The following is a 15,973-nucleotide window of genomic DNA, read 5'->3' on the forward strand; positions in this document are numbered from 1 at the left end:
CTCGATATCAACGATCCGCCGTACGAGAGGAGATCATCCCGTACGGCGGAACCGAAGAGTTACCTCATCTGCGCGGCTGGGCGTCCAGGACCTGCTGCAACGCCTCGAATTCCTCGACGCACTTGCCGGATCCGAGCGCCACGCTGTCCAGCGGGTCCTCGGCGATGTGGATCGGCATGCCGGTCTCGCGGCGCAGCCGCTCGTCGAGACCGCGCAGCAGGGCGCCGCCGCCGGTCAGAACGATTCCTCGGTCCATGATGTCGCCGGACAGCTCCGGCGGGCACTTGTCGAGGGTCGTCTTGACGGCGTCCACGATGGCGTTGACCGGCTCCTCGATGGCCTTGCGCACTTCGGCCGCGGAGATGACGACGGTCTTCGGCAGGCCGGAGACGAGGTCCCGGCCGCGGATTTCGGTGTGTTCGTCAGCGTCGAGGTCGTACGCGGAACCGATCGTGATCTTGATCTGCTCGGCCGTCCGCTCACCCAGCAGAAGGGAGTACTCCTTCTTGATGTGCTGGATGATCGCGTTGTCCAGCTCGTCGCCCGCGACGCGGATGGACTGGGCGGTGACGATGCCGCCGAGGGAGATGACCGCGACCTCCGTGGTGCCGCCGCCGATGTCGACCACCATGTTGCCGGTGGCCTCGTGGACCGGCAGGCCGGAGCCGATGGCCGCCGCCATGGGCTCCTCGATGATGTGCACCTGGCGGGCGCCGGCCTGGGACGACGCCTCGATGACGGCGCGGCGCTCGACGCCGGTGATGCCGGAGGGCACACAGACGACGACCCGCGGACGAGCCAGATACCGCCGCTTGTGGATCTTCAGGATGAAGTAGCGGAGCATCCGCTCGGTGATCTCGAAGTCGGCGATCACGCCGTCCTTCAGGGGACGCACGGCAACGATGTTGCCGGGCGTGCGCCCGATCATCTTCTTCGCCTCGGCGCCGACCGCGAGGATGCCGCCGGTGTTGGTGTTGATCGCGACGACGGACGGCTCGTTGAGTACGATCCCGCGACCCCTGACGTACACCAGCGTGTTGGCGGTCCCGAGGTCGACAGCCATGTCACGGCCGATGAACGACATTGAGTTCCCCATCAGGATTCGTCTGGCCTTCCTGGGAGCTTTTGACGGCTTGTCAGGTCGGCGAAGTGGGTGCTGTGACGTGAAGGCTTCCATCGTAGACGCGCCTGCACGAACACTGCGGGAGGGTCTTCGCCATTGTCAGCAGATGGCGAGTCGCCCCGCTTGTGGAGACGGGCCATCGGGGGCACTCGTTCCCTCGATCGGCACGCATATGCATTTGGTATGCACTGGGGTGTGGAGATTCAATCTCCACACCCTCTCCGTTCAACTACGAAGCTGTTACGCCCGGCCCGGGAAGAAGATCTTCACCTCGCGCTCGGCGGACTCCTCGGAGTCGGAGGCGTGGATGAGGTTCTCGCGGACGATCACACCGTAGTCACCGCGGATGGAGCCGGGCGCGGCGGCGATCGGGTCGGTCGGTCCGGCCAGCGCGCGCAGCCCCTCGATGACCCGCTCACCCTCGACGATCAGGGCGACGACCGGGCCGGAGGCCATGAACTCCACCAGCGGCTCGTAGAAGGGCTTGCCCTTGTGCTCGCCGTAGTGCTGCTCCAGGGTCTCCTGGTCCAGGGTGCGCAGCTCCAGCGCGGTGATCTGCCAGCCGGCCTTGCGCTCGATACGGCTGATGATCTCGCCGGTCAGGCCGCGGCGGACTGCGTCGGGCTTGAGCAGGACGAGGGTGCGCTGGGTCACGGGAGGGCTCCTTCTTACTGCCGGTGTGCGGTGATGCCGGTGGACGGTGGGATGAGGTTACAGGGCGTGTCCGGGCGCCCGTTACGCAGCGTCAGGTGTGGAGGAGTCCGCCTGCGCGGCGAATCTCGCCTTCGCCTCGTCGACCTTCCTGCCGTAGTGCACGGAAGCCCACCAAAGTGCCGCGAAGATCGCGCCCAGGAAGAACATCGTGGGAACAATGAACCCGGACGCGATGAGCGCGATCTGCAGGGCCCAGCCGAGGGCGACGCCGCCGGGGCGGGTCACCAGGCCGCACAGCAGCACGCACAGGAACATCGCGATCCCGCTGACCGTCCACACCGTGGACATCGCAAGATCCGGATCCTTCATCGCGACCAGACCCGCGAAGCCGATGACGAAGAACTCACCGATCAGGGTCGAGGAACAGAGCGTACGCATCTTCCGGACTCAGCCCCTTCCCAGCAGCAGCCGGGCCTCGCCGACCGTGATGACGGATCCGGTGACCAGCACACCGCCGCCCGCGAACTCGCCCTCCTCCTCGGCCAGCGTGATCGCGGCCTCCAGGGCATCAGGCAGCCGCGGCTCGACCTGCACGCGCTCGTCGCCGAACACCTCGACGGCGATGGCGGCCAGTTCGTCGGCGTCCATGGCGCGGTGCGAGGAGTTCTGCGTGACGACGATCTCGGCGAAGATCGGCTCGAAGGCCTCCAGCAGTCCCCGCACGTTCTTGTCGCCGCTCGCGCCGACGACGCCGATCAGCCTGCTGAAGTCGAAGGCCTCCTGGATCGCCTCGGCGGTCGCCCGCGCGCCCGCCGGGTTGTGGGCGGCGTCCAGCACGACGGTCGGAGAGCGCCGTACGACCTCCATGCGGCCCGGCGAGGCGACGGCCGCGAACGCCTTGCGGACCGTGTCGATGTCCAGCGCCTCGGCGCGCGCGGCGCCGACGCCGAAGAACGCCTCCACGGCGGCCAGCGCGACGGCGGCGTTGTGCGCCTGGTGCGCGCCGTGCAGCGGCAGATACACCTCGGGGTACTCGCCGCCCAGTCCGCGCAGGGTGACCAACTGTCCGCCGACGGCGACCTGACGTGCGACGACACCGAACTCCAGGCCCTCGCGGGCGACGGTGGCGTCGACCTCGACGGCCTTCTTCAGCAGCACCTGGGCCGCGTCCACCGGCTGCTGGGCCATGATCACGGTCGCGTCCTGCTTGACGATGCCGGCCTTCTCGACGGCGATCTCGCCCGGGGTGGAGCCCAGCCGGTCGGTGTGGTCGAGGTCTATGGGCGTCACGACGGCGACGTCACCGTCGATGACGTTGGTGGCGTCCCAGGAGCCGCCCATGCCCACTTCCACGACGGCGACGTCGACGGGCGCGTCCGCGAAGGCCGCGTACGCCATGCCCGTGAGCACCTCGAAGAACGACAGGCGGTACTCCTGCGAGCCGTCGACCATCTCGATGTACGGCTTGATGTCGTGGTACGTCTCGACGAAGCGCTCGGCGGAGATCGGGGCGCCGTCGAGGCTGATCCGCTCGGTGATCGACTGCACGTGCGGCGAGGTGTAGCGACCGGTGCGCAGCTCGAAGGCGCCGAGCAGGGCCTCGATCATGCGGGCGGTCGACGTCTTGCCGTTGGTGCCGGTGATGTGGATCGAGGGGTACGACCGCTGCGGCTCGCCGAGGAGGTCCATGAGCGCGGCGATGCGGCTGACCGAGGGCTCCAGCTTGGTCTCGCCCCAGCGGGTCGCCAGCTCCGCCTCGACCTCGCGCAGGGCCTTGTCGACCTCGGGGTCCTCGGGGCGCGCGGGCACGCCTGCCTCCGGCGGGCCGCCCTGGGTGCGCAGGGTTCGGCTGCCGGCCTCGATGACGGCGAGGTCCGGGTCCCGGTCGGTCTCGGCCGCGATGATCTCGTCGAAGGGGTCGTCGCTCTCACTCACGGGGCCAGTCTACGGAGGCGGAATGACAGCGCGCCCAGGGAGTGGGGTGGTGCGGGTCGTGCGGCGGCTGACGGCCGGTGGGGGCTGGTCGCGCAGTCACCCGCGCCCCTAAGAAGAGGCGGCGAAGGCCCCCGGCGCCATGACAGCACCGGGGGCCTTCAGCGACGTACCGACGCCTACGCCTGCGGCAGGCGGTCCAGCTGGGCGGCGATCCGGGCGATGTCCTCGTCGGCCTTCGCGAGGCGGCCGCGGATCTTCTCCACGACGTTGTCCGGGGCCTTCGCCAGGAACGCCTCGTTGCCGAGCTTGGCGGTGGCCTGGGCCTTCTCCTTCTCGGCGGCGGCGAGGTCCTTGGCCAGGCGCTTGCGCTCGGCCGCGACGTCGATCGTGCCGGAGAGGTCGAGGGCGACCTCGGCTCCGGCGACCGGAAGGGTGGCCGTCGCCGTGAAGGAGTCACCCTCCGGCTGGAGGCGGAGCAGCTGGCGGATGGCGGCCTCGTGGGGCGCCAGCGCCGTGCCGTCCAGGGTCAGGCGGGCCGGGACGCGCTGGCCCGGCTGCAGCCCCTGGTCGGCGCGGAAGCGGCGGACCTCGGTGATGACCGACTGGAGCGACTCGATCTCCCGCTCGGCGCCCTGGTCGCGGAAGCCGCTGTCGGCCGGCCACTCGGCGATCACGAGCGACTCGCCGCCGGTCAGCGTGGTCCACAGGGTCTCGGTGACGAACGGGACCACCGGGTGCAGCAGCTTCAGCGTGACGTCGAGGACCTCGCCGAGGACCCGCTTGGAGACCTCGGCCGCCTCGCCGCCCGCCTGGAACGTCGTCTTGGACAGCTCGACGTACCAGTCGAAGACCTCGTCCCACGCGAAGTGGAAGAGGGCGTCGGAGAGCTTCGCGAACTGGAAGTCCTCGTAGAACGCGTCGACTTCGGCGACGACGGAGTTCAGGCGGGACAGGATCCAGCGGTCGGTCGAGGACATCGCCGACGGCTCCGGCAGCGGGCCGTCCACCGTCGCGCCGTTCATCAGCGCGAAGCGGGTCGCGTTCCAGATCTTGTTGGCGAAGTTACGGGAGCCCTGGACCCAGTCCTCGCCGATCGGGACGTCGACGCCCGGGTTGGCGCCACGCGCGAGGGTGAAGCGGAGCGCGTCGGAGCCGTACTTGTCCATCCAGTCCAGCGGGTTGACCGCGTTGCCGAAGGACTTCGACATCTTCTTGCCGAACTGGTCGCGGACCATGCCGTGCAGGGCGATGGTGTGGAACGGCGGGGTGCCGTCCATCGCGTACAGGCCGAACATCATCATCCGGGCGACCCAGAAGAAGAGGATGTCGTAGCCGGTGACCAGGACGGAGTTCGGGTAGAACTTCGCGAGCGACTCGGTCTGTTCGGGCCAGCCGAGCGTCGAGAAGGGCCACAGGCCGGAGGAGAACCAGGTGTCGAGGACGTCGGTGTCCTGGTGCCAGCCCTCGCCGGTCGGGACCTCGTCGTCGGGACCGACGCAGACGACCTCGCCGTTCGGGCCGTACCAGACCGGAATCCGGTGACCCCACCACAACTGCCGCGAGATGCACCAGTCGTGGAGGTTGTCGACCCAGTCGAAGTACCGCTTCTCCATCTCCTGCGGGTGGATCTTGACCCGGCCGTCGCGGACCGCGTCACCGGCGGCCTTCGCGAGCGGGCCGACCTTGACCCACCACTGCATCGACAGGCGCGGCTCGATGGTGGTCTTGCAGCGCGAGCAGTGGCCGACGGAGTGGACGTAGGGCCGCTTCTCGGCGACGATCCGGCCCTCGGCGCGCAGCGCGGCGACGATGGCCGAGCGGGCCTCCAGGCGGTCCAGGCCCTGGAAGGGGCCGTGGGCGGTGATGACCGCGTGCTCGTCCATGATCGTGATGGCCGGCAGGTCGTGCCGCTGGCCGATCTCGAAGTCGTTCGGGTCGTGGGCCGGGGTGACCTTGACGGCACCCGTGCCGAACTCGGGGTCGACATGGGTGTCGGCGACGACCGGGATCGAGCGGTCGGTCAGCGGCAGCTTGATGAGCTTGCCGACCAGGTGCTTGTAGCGCTCGTCGTCCGGGTGGACGGCGACGGCCGTGTCACCGAGCATCGTCTCGGCACGGGTGGTGGCGACGACGATGGTCTCGTCCCCGTCGCCGTACTTCATGGAGACGAGCTCGCCGTCGTCGTCCTGGTACTCGACCTCGATGTCGGAGATGGCCGTCAGACACCGCGGGCACCAGTTGATGATGCGCTCGGCGCGGTAGATCAGCTCGTCGTCGAAGAGGCGCTTGAAGATCGTCTGGACGGCCTGGGACAGACCCTCGTCCATCGTGAAGCGCTCGCGCGACCAGGCGACACCGTCGCCGAGGCGGCGCATCTGCCCGCTGATCTGTCCGCCGGACTCGCCCTTCCACTGCCAGACGCGCTCGACGAACGCCTCACGGCCGAGGTCGTGGCGGGACTTGCCCTCCTTGCCGAGCTCGCGCTCGACGACGTTCTGGGTGGCGATGCCGGCGTGGTCCATGCCGGGCTGCCACAGCGTCTCGAAGCCCTGCATGCGCTTACGGCGCGTCAGGGCGTCGATGAGGGTGTGCTCGAAGGCGTGCCCGAGGTGCAGGCTGCCGGTGACGTTGGGCGGCGGGATGACGACGGTGTACGGCGGCTTGTCGCTCTTCGCGTCCGCCTCGAAGTAACCCCGCTCCACCCAGCGCTCGTACAGCGGCCCCTCTACATCGGCCGGCGCGTACTGGGTCGGCAGTTCGGTGTCGGGCGCTGGTGGCTGCTGCTGAGCGTTCTCGGTCACGGGCTCAGTTTAGGGGTGTCTCGGGGGTGTCCCGAAACGCGTTTGTTCTGTAACGGTGGGCACCCCGATGCCATGCGTTGCCTGTGTCTGCGCCAGGATGTCAGGAACACATAAGCATCTGGAGGGGAACCCAGAAATGAGCTACAACCAGCCGGGCCCGTACGGCGGGCAGCCCCAGCAGCCCGGTCCGTACGGCGGGCAGCCTCAGCAGCCCGGTCCCTACGGCCAGCAGCCGCAGGCGCCCCAGCCCGGCTACGGCTACCCTCAGCAGACCCCGCCGGCCCAGCCCGGGTACGGCTACCCGCAGCAGGCCCCGCAGGGCGCCCCGCCGCAGCAGCCGTACGGCCAGCAGCCCCCGTACGGGCAGCAGCCGCCCTACGGCCAGCAGCCCTACGGCATGCCGCAGCCGCCGGCGCCGGGTGGCGGAGGCAAGAAGACCGGACTGATCCTCGGCGCGGTGGCGGTCGTGGTCGCGATCGGCGTCGGCGCGTACTTCGTGCTCGGCGGCAGCAGCGGGGGCGCGGGCAGCCTGGAGGACGACGGGGCGCACAAGCTGGCGACGCCGGAGAAGCTGCTCAGCGAGTACACCCGGGCCACCAAGGCCGGCGAGACCATCGGCGGGTCCAGCACCACCGCCGACGACCTGGAGAAGAGCGGCGTCAAGAACGGCGAGAGCGTCGTCGGCGTCTACTCGACGGCGGACCTGAGCGGTTACGACCCCAGCGACCCGAGCACCACGCCGGACCTGTCCGAACTCGCCACGGCCAAGGGCATCACGTACTTCGGCGCCTACGGCGAGATCGCCGACCCCGAGGCGGCGCTGGACCGGTTCTTCACCGACTTCAAGAAGTCGTCCGAGAAGAGCTCCTCCTCCGGCTCCTCCGGGGCCGGCAAGACCACGCTGGTCGGTTCGCCCGAGGACGTCGACCTCGACGGCGCGGTCATGAAGTGCCAGGCCGCCCAGGGCACCGACCTGGCCACCAAGAAGGAGAAGACGGACTGGTTCTGCGCGTGGGCGGACTACAGCACCATCGCGATGGTGTCGCCGGGTGACGCCACCAAGGGCATCGAGAAGGACGTCGCCGTGGACATCACCACGAAGGTGCGCGCCGAGATCCGCGTCAAGGCCTGACGCCCGAAGCGCCAACCGCGCAGGGGCCCCGGTCGGTTGACCGGGGCCCCTGCGCGTTGCCGTTGACCGCGGCGGCTACGCCGACTTCTGCTCCCCCGGCCCGCGCCGCGCGTCGCGCGGGATCAGGGTCGGGTTGACGTTGGAGTGGACGACGTCCGCCGTGATGACGACCCTGGCGACGTCCTTGCGCGAGGGCACCTCGTACATCACCGACATCAGGACCTCCTCCATGATGGCGCGCAGGCCGCGCGCGCCGGTCTGGCGGAGGATGGCCTGGTCGGCGATGGCCTCCAGGGCCTCGCGCTCGAAGTCGAGTTCCACGCCGTCGAGTTCGAAGAGGCGCTGGTACTGCTTCACCAGGGCGTTGCGGGGCTCCACCAGGATCTGGAGGAGGGCTTCGCGGTCCAGGTTGTGGACCGAGGTGATGACGGGGAGGCGGCCGATGAACTCGGGGATCATGCCGAACTTGACCAGGTCCTCGGGCATGACGTCCTCGAACTGGTCCTTGGCCTCCAGCTCGCGCTTGGAGCGGATCGTCGCGCCGAAGCCGATGCCCTTGGCGCCGGCCCGGGACTCGATGATCTTCTCCAGGCCCGCGAACGCGCCGCCCACGATGAACAGGACGTTCGTCGTGTCGATCTGGATGAACTCCTGGTGCGGGTGCTTGCGGCCGCCCTGCGGCGGGACCGAGGCGGTGGTGCCCTCCAGGATCTTCAGCAGGGCCTGCTGGACACCCTCGCCGGACACGTCCCGCGTGATCGACGGATTTTCACTCTTCCGCGCGACCTTGTCGATCTCGTCGATATAGATGATCCCGGTCTCGGCCTTCTTGACGTCGTAGTCGGCCGCCTGGATCAGCTTCAGCAGGATGTTCTCGACGTCCTCGCCGACGTACCCGGCCTCCGTCAGCGCCGTCGCGTCGGCGATGGCGAACGGGACGTTCAGCATGCGGGCCAGGGTCTGCGCCAGCAGCGTCTTGCCGGAGCCCGTGGGGCCCAGCAGGAGGATGTTGGACTTGGCCAACTCGATGGCGTCCTCGCGGCTTTGGCCGCCGCCGTTCTCGCCGGCCTGGACGCGCTTGTAGTGGTTGTAGACGGCGACGGAGAGCGCCTTCTTGGCCGCTTCCTGGCCGACCACGTAGCCCTCGAGGAACTCGTAGATCTCGCGCGGCTTGGGCAGTTCCTCCCAGCGGACCTCACTGGTCTCCGCGAGCTCTTCCTCGATGATCTCGTTGCAGAGATCGATGCACTCGTCGCAGATGTACACACCAGGGCCTGCGATGAGCTTCTTGACCTGCTTCTGGCTCTTGCCGCAGAACGAGCACTTGAGCAGATCGCCGCCGTCACCGATGCGTGCCACGGTGTGCTTCCCCTTCGCCTGGGAGACGCCTGGACGTTTTCGAATCCAGCGGCTCCTGGTGCTGCCTTATGTCGACGGTACCTTGCCTGGCCCCCCGTTCGGGCCCCCCTTGGCGCGGTTCACTTTGACGTGCACCGTCCCAAACCGTGCCAAGGGGCAGCAGACAATACCCGGTCCGCGTCAGCGAACGTCGGCGTTGTTCATCTTCCGGGTCGAGATGATCTGGTCGATCAGCCCGTACGACAGCGCGTCCTCGGCCGTGAGGATCTTGTCGCGCTCGATGTCCTCGCGGATCTTCTCGATCGGCGTGGTGGAGTGCTTGGCCAGCATCTCCTCCAGCTGCGAGCGCATCCGCAGGATCTCGTTGGCGGCGATCTCCAGGTCGGAGACCTGACCGCGGCCGGTCTCGCTGTACGGCTGGTGGATCAGCACACGCGCGTTGGGCAGCGCCATGCGCTTGCCGGGCGTGCCCGCGGCCAGCAGGACCGCGGCGGCGGAGGCCGCCTGGCCCATGCAGACCGTCTGGATGTCCGGCTTCACGAACTGCATCGTGTCGTAGATGGCCGTGAGCGCGGTGAAGGAGCCGCCGGGGCTGTTGATGTAGACCGAGATGTCCCGGTCGGGGTCCATCGACTCCAGGCACAGCAGCTGCGCCATGACGTCGTTGGCGGAGGCGTCGTCGATCTGCACGCCGAGGAAGATCACGCGCTCCTCGAAGAGCTTCGCGTACGGGTCGTACTCGCGGATGCCCTGCGAGGTGCGCTCAACGAAGCGCGGGATCACGTAGCGGGACTCGGCGGCGGGGCCGGTGTACTCGGCGCGCGTGCGGTCGTACAGGCCGCTGCCGGGGAAGTCGTTCACTGTCTGTCTCCTAGAGGCTGTGGCGGTCGGCTGAGGGCTTTCAGGGGGCCTCAGGCCGCCCCGGTACCGCCGCCGCCCGGCATGCCGGCGGCCGTCGGGATGACGTCGTCGATGAGGCCGTACTCCTTGGCCTCGAAGGCGTCGAACCAGCGGTCGCGGTCCGAGTCACGGGTGATCTGCTCGACCGACTGGCCGGTGTGCTGGGAGGTGAGCTCGGCCATGCGCTTCTTCGTGTGCAGCAGCCGCTCGGCGTGGATCTTGATGTCGGAGGCCGAGCCCGCCAGGCCCGCGGAGGGCTGGTGGATCAGGATCTCGGCGTTCGGCAGCGCGAAGCGCTTGCCGGGGGTGCCCGCGCTGAGCAGGAACTGGCCCATGGAGGCCGCGAGGCCCATGGCGATGGTCACCACGTCGTTCTTGATGAACTGCATGGTGTCGTAGATCGCCATACCGGCCGTGATCGAACCGCCCGGGCTGTTGATGTACAGGTAAATGTCCTTGTCCGGGTCGGCGGCAAGGAGCAGCAGCTGTGCGGTGATCTTGTTCGCGATGTCGTCGTCGACCGGCTGGCCGAGGAAGATGATCCGCTCGCCGAGCAGCCGGTTGTAGACCTGGTCGCCGAGGCCACCACCGATAGAGGGCTCGCCGGCGGCGTAGGGCATCAGATTCGTCACGTCTCCACCTGCTCGTCTTACGACGGCGCCGGGCCGTCTCACGTGTTCCCTGCGGGGGGCTTCCGGCGGTTTCGCCGACTTCCCTGCCCCCATACTCATGGACCCTAACGCGCAGGCTGTGCGGTGCCATCCCGGTTCCGTGAGTGTTCGCCGGGGGCGTAGAGCCACGGGACGTGCGGCCGGCGCCCACTCACCGTGACTGTGCGGGTGCGTGGGCGGGTGCGGAACCGTCGTGACCGTCCGCGCGGTTCCCCGCGCCCCTCAGCGGCGCCGCAGCGGCCGTACGGAAGAAGGGCCCCGGGGATTTCGCATCCCCGGGGCCCTTCCTACGAGCTGCTAGGCGCCGTGGGCTCAGCCCTCGGTCTTCTCCTCGGCGGCCTCGTCGGCGGTGCCCTCGGCGGCCTCGACCGTCTCGGTGGCCTGCTCGACCTCGTCCTCGTCGTCCAGGTCGACGACCTCGCCGTTGGTGTCCTTGACGACGGCCTTCTCGACCACGACGGCCAGCGCCTTGCCGCGGGCGACCTCGCCGACCAGGAGCGGAACCTGGCCGCCCTCGACGACCGCCTGGGCGAACTGGTCGGGGGACATGCCGGAGGAGGCCGCGCGCCGCATGAGGTGCTCGGTGAGCTCCTCCTGGTTGACGTTCAGCTTCTCCTGCTTGACGAGCTCGTCGAGGACGAACTGCGTCTTGATGCCCTTGACCGCGGCTTCCTTGGTCTCGGCGTCGAACTCCTCGACCGTCTTGCCCTGGATCTCGAGGTACTTCTCGAGGTCGAGGCCCATCTGGCCGAGCTGGTGGTGCTCCAGGTTGTGCTTGCGGGTGTTGATCTCGTCCTCGAGCAGCTTCTCGGGGACGGGCACCTCGACGAGCTCCAGCAGCTTCTCCAGGACGCGCTCCTGGGCCTGCGTGGCCTGGTCGTACTGCTTCATGTTCTCGAGGCGCTTGCGGCTGTCGGCCTTCAGCTCCTCGAGGGTGTCGAACTCGGAGGCGAGCTGCGCGAACTCGTCGTCCAGCTCGGGCAGTTCGCGGGCGGCGACCTGGGTGACCTTGACGGTGACCTCGGCCTCCCGGCCGGCCGCCGAGCCGCCCTTGAGCTCGGAGGTGAAGGTGGCCTCGCCACCGGCCTCCAGGCCCTTCACGGCGTCGTCGATGCCGTCGAGCAGCTCGCCGGAGCCGATGGTGTAGGAGACGCCGCTGGCGACGCCGTCCTCCAGGACCTCGCCGTCGACCTTGGCCTCCAGGTCGACGGTGACGACGTCGCCGTCCTCGGCGGCGCGCTCGACCGGGGAGGTCGAGGCGAAGCGCTCGCGGAGCTGCTCGACCGACTTCTCGATGTCCTCGTCCGTCACCTCGACGGCGTCGACCTCGACCTCGATGCCGGAGTAGTCCGGGATCTCGATGGCGGGGCGGACGTCGACCTCGGCGGTGAAGTTCAGCGTCTCGCCGTCCTTCAGCTCGGTGATGTCGACCTCGGGCTGGCCCAGGACGTTGAGCTCGGCCTCGTTGACCGCCTCGGTGTAGAACTTCGGCAGCGCGTCGTTGACGGCCTCCTCCAGCACGGCGCCACGGCCGAACCGCTGGTCGATGACGCGGGCCGGGATCTTGCCCTTGCGGAAGCCCTTCACCGTGACCTGCTGGTTGATCTTCTTGTACGCCGCGTCGAGGCTGTCCTTGAGCTCCTCGAAGGGCACCTCGACAGTGAGCCGAACCCGAGTCGGGTTCAGGGTCTCCACGGCGCTCTTCACGGTTCGGTCTCCTTGTGGCTGACTTCTTGGATTCTGCCGGAGCCAGAATGGTCCGGCGGATTCGCCGCCCGGAGGACTTCGGATGGGAGAGACACACGGGCGTGCAGCTTGCATAGTAACGGCAGCGGCGACACGCCCTCAAAGGCGATCACGGAACGCGATCGCACGAGGTCGTCACGCATGTGGCCGGTCTTCACCGGCGCTGGTCGGGGTGGCGGGATTTGAACCCACGGCCTTCCGCTCCCAAAGCGGACGCGCTACCAAGCTGCGCCACACCCCGTGCTGGTGCGACACGTAGGGTACATGCCCGCAGGCAGCGGGGCCGCCGCATTTACGGGGTGTGCGGTGAGGGGGGCCGACCCGCTACGATGCATCCTGTGCCGCGGTCACCTGACCTGCGGCGCGTCCTGTGCGGGCGTAGCTCAATGGTAGAGCCCTAGTCTTCCAAACTAGCTACGCGGGTTCGATTCCCGTCGCCCGCTCTGAACGGCTCAGGGCCAGGTCAGAGGTGAGATCCTCGACCTGGCCCTGATCGTTTCCGGGGGCGGAGTTCCCGGCTGCGGGCGGTTGGTGGCGGGCACGGAAGGCATCCCCTGCGCAAGGCATCCCATTCGGAAGATGCCTCTAGCCCGATTTATTGATCTACAAGCGTGTTATCCCACCATCGGACCGCTGCTCCGACGTGTCCGGGTCAAGCTCCGCATGTGTCCTCGGGGATCACCCGGGAGTTAGCAGCAAGGAGCACCCCCCATGAGACTTGTACGCAGGATGCCCCCGCAAGCCGGGTCAGCCGGTCAGGGCGGCGTCAACAGGGTCCGCAGGCTCGCGGCGATCGCGACGGCGGTGACGGTCGCGGTAGGGGCCCCCGCGCTGGCGGTGGCCGCGAGCGTGGCGTCCCAGGCGGGCGTGGCATACGCCGCCGACCCTGCCTGCGACCACCACAAGCCCGGGAAACCGGGGGGCGGCAAGGGCTGTCCGAAACCCACCGTCACCGTGACGAAGACCGCGACCGCCACCGCGACCGTGACGGCGACCGCGACCGCGACGGTCACCGCCACCTCGACCGTGACCGCGACAGCGACCGCGACCGCATGCGGCACCGGCGTCGATTCGACGAAGCCGAACGGCATGGAGCAGTTCCTCGCCGCACTGGTCGACGGAACGCCCTTCGCCGGCAGGCGTCCCAACACCAACGTCAACCCGGACAGCCCGAACATCGTCTCGGGCCCCGACAACACGCCCGGCTGGACCGACCTCAGCACCATCGCCGGATTCCCCACGAACTCCCCGGTCTGCGACGTCTCGGTCGACGCCCTGGGCAGTGACGCGTTCTACAAGATCATCACTCAGGGCGGCGCGGTCTACACCCTGCACTGCGCGGCCAACGGCACCTCGCTCGTCTGTCCCGCCCCGGCGCAGGGGATGACACCTCAGTCCCAGTGGGTCGCGGTGTCACCCCAGCCCTGATCGGCATCGTGGCGGGGCTGCGGCGGCGGCCGGCGGAGGCGGGGGCGTCGTAGCCCTGGGCACACCGGCCTCCGCCGGGATCACAGGTCCCGGACGTTCACCGTGTAGACGGAGCGGATGCCGTACGGGACGTACAGGGCGTCGCCGACGAGGACCAGCGGGGCGCCGATGACCGTGGAGTCGGGGCTGCCGCCGTCGTCGCGGCTCTCGAGGGTGCCCTCGACCCTGCCGGTGCGCAGGTTCAGGGCGGCGAGGCGGCCGCTGGGGGACGCCAGGTAGAGGTGCGTCGCGGAGGCGGTCGGCGGGCCCGGGGACTCCACGGTGGAGTTGCTCTGCCAGAGCCGGCGTCCGCTGTCCGGGGAGAACGCGCGGACGTTGCCGCTGGGGAGGGTGAAGCAGAGCCTGCCGCGCAGGAGGGCGGGGGCCGCCGCCTCGGGCTGGGTTTCGGACAACCGCACGGTCGTCACGATGTGTGAGGTGGCGTTGACCAGGGTGAGGGTGCGGCGGGCGCCCGTCGTGTTCAGCATCACCAGGCGTCCGTCGGCCTGGCCGACGATGTCCTGGCCCCCCTTGACCGTCACGGTCCAGCGGGGGCGGCCGGTGGCGGGGTCCAGCTGCGCGAGGCTGGTGTCGGAGACGGCGTCGTCGGCCCACTTCTGGCACACCAGGTAGGCGTTGCGGGCGGCCGTGCGCAGCAGGCACATCTGGGCGTCCGGGTCGGGCAGCGGGCGCTTCCAGCGGACCTTGCCGTCGGCGGCGTCGAGCAGCGCGTACTGATGGCCCTTGGAGCCGTACACGGCCACGACACCCGCGGGTACGGAGATCGAGAACCCCTGGTCGCTGTTCGGCTCGGTGGCCTGGTCGCCGGCTCCGGTGACCGTCTTCCAGACCACTTCGCCGCTCTCGGCGTCGAGCGCCTGGACCGTGTAGCGGGTGAGGGAGGTGTCCTCGCCGACCATCCGGTCGTCGGCGCCGTAGGCGTACACGCGGCCGCTGCGGGCGGCGATGATCGTGCCCAGGTCGGCGCCCCCGATGTCGTCGGGGGTCTCGTCGATCGGCCGGGCCCAGGTGTTGCTTCCGTCCGCGAGGGCGAACCGGGTCGCCAGGACGTCGTCGCCGGCGCACACCAGGGAGCGGCCGGTGGCCCCGCAGCGGCTGAACGGCCGGTCGGCGGACGACATCTCCTCGTCGACGCCGGGGTCCTTCGACTTCCCGTGCCAGGCCTCCCAGCCGGTCGGGAGGTTCCCCGGGGCCGAGTCGTCACCGCTCACGGCGACCGTCGTGGTGGCGGCCACCGCGAGAGCGACGGCACCGGCCGCAGCGGCCAGCCAGAGGCGGCCGCGGCGCCGGCCTGCGGGGGCGGTCCCCACGACCGTCGGCGTCTCGTCTGCCGGGCCCGGGCCGGGCAGCTCGCCGTCGCGCAGGAGACGGAGCAACTGGTCCGGGGTCGGGCGGGACTTGGGGCGCTTTTCCAGGCAGAGCTCCACAAAGGGGAGCAATTCGGGCGGGACGCCGTCGAGTTCGGGGGTGCCGTCCACGACCCGTATCGCCGTCTCGTAGGGGCTCGGGCTGTCGAACGGGCCGTGGCCGGTGGCGGCGTACGCGACGACCGAGCCGAGGGAGAAGACGTCGGCGGCGGGGCCCACGTCCTGCGGGGAGGAGAACTGCTCGGGGGACATGAAGGGCGGCGTGCCCATCACGCGCCCGGTCTGGGTGAGGGCGTCGGAGGCGGCGAACTCGGTGGCGCGGGAGATGCCGAAGTCGATGACGCGGGGGCCGTCCTCGGCGAGCATGACGTTGGCCGGCTTCAGGTCGCGGTGGACCATCCCGGCGCGGTGGATGTCGCGGATGGCCTCCGCGAGCCCCGCGGCCAGTTCGCGCAGTCTCGGCGGCGGCAGGGGGCCGTGGCGGCGGACGTGGGTGCCGAGGTCCTCGCCGGGGATGTAGAGCGTGGCCATCCAGGGGCGCGGCGCGTCGGCGTCCGCGTCCACGACGGGGGCGGTGAAGGCGCCGCTGACCTGGCGGGCGGCGGCCACCTCACGGCGGAAGCGGATGCGGAACTCGTCGTCGTCGGCGTACTGCGCGTGCACGACCTTGAGGGCGAGGGGACGGCCGGAGGCGGAGCGGGCGAGGTACACCACGCCCATGCCACCGGAGCCGAGACGGTCCTCGATCCGGTAGCCGCCGACCTCCGCCGGGTCCGTCTCGCGCAGCGCCATCCCGT

12 protein-coding genes and 2 tRNA genes are annotated in these 15,973 nt (G+C 69.5%); 3 read left to right on the forward strand and 11 right to left on the reverse strand.

What is annotated here, in order from left to right; translation table 11 throughout:
* Window positions 1–64: 64 nt before the first annotated feature.
* The 5 genes from ACIRD7_RS11795 to ACIRD7_RS11815 form a co-directional block, all read right to left on the reverse strand.
* Entirely contained in the window at window positions 65–1,084 is a 1,020-nt protein-coding gene (locus tag ACIRD7_RS11795; protein ID WP_004931372.1) for a rod shape-determining protein, read from the reverse strand.
* Window positions 1,085–1,363: 279 nt separating this feature from the next.
* A complete protein-coding gene (gene ndk, locus ACIRD7_RS11800) occupies window positions 1,364–1,777 on the reverse strand; it encodes a nucleoside-diphosphate kinase (RefSeq protein WP_030943193.1) in 414 nt (137 codons plus the stop codon).
* An 81-nt stretch (window positions 1,778–1,858) separates the two neighbouring features.
* Entirely contained in the window at window positions 1,859–2,215 is a 357-nt protein-coding gene (locus tag ACIRD7_RS11805) for a DUF4233 domain-containing protein (protein ID WP_403452528.1), read from the reverse strand.
* 9 nt (window positions 2,216–2,224) lie between these two features.
* Complete coding sequence (locus tag ACIRD7_RS11810) at window positions 2,225–3,712, reverse strand: bifunctional folylpolyglutamate synthase/dihydrofolate synthase (RefSeq protein ID WP_403452530.1); 1,488 nt, start codon at window positions 3,710–3,712, stop codon at window positions 2,225–2,227.
* A gap of 176 nt (window positions 3,713–3,888) precedes the next feature.
* Window positions 3,889–6,513, reverse strand: a complete 2,625-nt coding sequence (locus ACIRD7_RS11815) for a valine--tRNA ligase (RefSeq protein ID WP_403452532.1) — start codon at window positions 6,511–6,513, stop codon at window positions 3,889–3,891.
* A gap of 136 nt (window positions 6,514–6,649) precedes the next feature.
* Between ACIRD7_RS11815 and ACIRD7_RS11820 the strand changes: the two genes are divergently transcribed.
* Complete coding sequence (locus ACIRD7_RS11820; protein WP_403452534.1) at window positions 6,650–7,645, forward strand: hypothetical protein; 996 nt, start codon at window positions 6,650–6,652, stop codon at window positions 7,643–7,645.
* Between the two features lie 75 nt (window positions 7,646–7,720).
* On the opposite strand, the gene clpX is transcribed toward ACIRD7_RS11820, so the two are convergent.
* From clpX to ACIRD7_RS11845, 5 genes are all read right to left on the reverse strand, one after another.
* Entirely contained in the window at window positions 7,721–9,004 is a 1,284-nt protein-coding gene (clpX, locus tag ACIRD7_RS11825) for an ATP-dependent Clp protease ATP-binding subunit ClpX (protein WP_403452535.1), read from the reverse strand.
* Window positions 9,005–9,184: 180 nt separating this feature from the next.
* Entirely contained in the window at window positions 9,185–9,865 is a 681-nt protein-coding gene (locus ACIRD7_RS11830) for an ATP-dependent Clp protease proteolytic subunit (RefSeq protein WP_308400784.1), read from the reverse strand.
* 50 nt (window positions 9,866–9,915) lie between these two features.
* Window positions 9,916–10,524, reverse strand: coding sequence for an ATP-dependent Clp protease proteolytic subunit (locus tag ACIRD7_RS11835; RefSeq protein ID WP_030967072.1), 609 nt, complete (start codon window positions 10,522–10,524; stop codon window positions 9,916–9,918).
* Between the two features lie 363 nt (window positions 10,525–10,887).
* Window positions 10,888–12,282 carry a trigger factor gene (tig, locus tag ACIRD7_RS11840; RefSeq protein ID WP_403452537.1) on the reverse strand — a complete coding sequence of 465 codons (1,395 nt, stop codon included), beginning with the start codon at window positions 12,280–12,282 and terminating at the stop codon, window positions 10,888–10,890.
* Window positions 12,283–12,485: 203 nt separating this feature from the next.
* Window positions 12,486–12,562, reverse strand: a tRNA-Pro gene (locus ACIRD7_RS11845).
* 131 nt (window positions 12,563–12,693) lie between these two features.
* Between ACIRD7_RS11845 and ACIRD7_RS11850 the strand changes: the two genes are divergently transcribed.
* Together ACIRD7_RS11850 and ACIRD7_RS11855 are read left to right on the forward strand one after the other, a co-directional pair.
* A tRNA-Gly gene (locus tag ACIRD7_RS11850) sits at window positions 12,694–12,764 on the forward strand.
* A gap of 268 nt (window positions 12,765–13,032) precedes the next feature.
* Window positions 13,033–13,749: a hypothetical protein gene (locus ACIRD7_RS11855; RefSeq protein ID WP_403452539.1), complete on the forward strand. Its 717-nt coding sequence runs from the start codon at window positions 13,033–13,035 to the stop codon at window positions 13,747–13,749.
* Window positions 13,750–13,829: 80 nt separating this feature from the next.
* On the opposite strand, the gene ACIRD7_RS11860 is transcribed toward ACIRD7_RS11855, so the two are convergent.
* The gene (locus ACIRD7_RS11860; RefSeq protein ID WP_403452541.1) at window positions 13,830–15,968 is read right to left on the reverse strand and encodes a PQQ-binding-like beta-propeller repeat protein; all 2,139 of its coding nucleotides are present in this window, start codon (window positions 15,966–15,968) and stop codon (window positions 13,830–13,832) included.
* Window positions 15,969–15,973: the final 5 nt, after the last annotated feature.

The organism is Streptomyces sp. NPDC093568, assembly GCF_044764945.1.
In the GTDB taxonomy this organism is placed as follows: Bacteria; Actinomycetota; Actinomycetes; order Streptomycetales; family Streptomycetaceae; genus Streptomyces.